The organism is Vibrio sp. YT-19(2023) (assembly GCF_033337395.1).
On sequence record NZ_JAWOQN010000182.1, the window covers coordinates 1 to 1003 of the forward strand.

Consider the following 1003-nt stretch of genomic DNA (forward strand, 5'->3'; position numbering starts at 1 on the left):
TGATTGAACACGCGCATCGTGAAGAGAAAAATGCTTTTGGGCAACTGGCGTATTTAACGGGCTTTTTTAACGCTGTTATTTCCGAAGAGGTGCAAACTCTGCAAGTAACCCTCGAAGGGCAAGCGGCGAGTGAACAAGGATGGGAGAGTCAGGAGATGGACGTGCACAGCTTCGTCGTGGCCAACATCGCGCCCTTCAGTACCGTGTTAGCGCAAGGTGGCGGCGCGCCGCAGCCAGATGATGGGAAACTGCACATTACCTACCTTGATAACACTCAGTCGCTGGGTGGACGCCTAGTGGCGTTGTCGGATCTAACATTAACCAGCGTCGGTGCGCAGGATGAGTCGAATCTGTTTCAGTACGCGAGCGCGACAGGGGTAACGATTACTGCGGATAAGCCGATTGACTACGTCATCGACGGTGAGCTCTATTCTGACCGTCGTTTAGAGATCAAGATTCGTCCTCAGTCGCTTAATGTGTTTGTTCCCAGTTAACGCCGATGAAGACGACTGCGAATAGAGTCGAATACAAACAATGATGCAAAAAACGTATCACTTGTGATGCGTTTTTTTTATGTCGAACGTCGACTAACGGTTGATGTGGATAGATGCAGAAAGTAAGCAAAGCTCGTGTTGGTCGATGCGAAGAATAGACAAAGCAACAGATAGAAGGGCAAAAATAGAGAAGACAAACGAAGGAAAAAGGTGAGCAGAGCTACTCACCTTGAGGTAAATGTTTTTCCAGCTCGTCGTTTTCGACTTGTAACGCCGCCACCCAGTACGAGATCTGCGCTGTTAAGTTGGCATCATCCAACTCTCGGAGGAGCTGTTTTAACTCACTCAGTAATTGCGCATTCATAAAATGCATCTCTTTATAATTACCGAGAGTAGCAATTCCCGTTTTGTTGGCGTGTTCTGCGATAAAGTCGTCGCCATTTTGATCAAAAAATAGATGGACCATTTTTTTGATCATCACTTTTTCTATTTTACCGAACTGATAGGCT

Annotated in this window: 1 protein-coding gene and 1 pseudogene; one reads left to right on the top strand and one right to left on the bottom strand. The window is 46.8% G+C overall.

From position 1 onward, the window contains the following. A pseudogene (locus R7E78_RS24750) lies at positions 1-494 on the top strand (hypothetical protein); the annotation flags it as partial. 220 nt (positions 495-714) lie between these two features. Here R7E78_RS24750 and R7E78_RS24755 read toward each other — a convergent pair. After that, the coding region (locus R7E78_RS24755) for a hypothetical protein (RefSeq protein WP_318058424.1) at positions 715-1003 on the bottom strand (289 nt) is incomplete at its 5' end.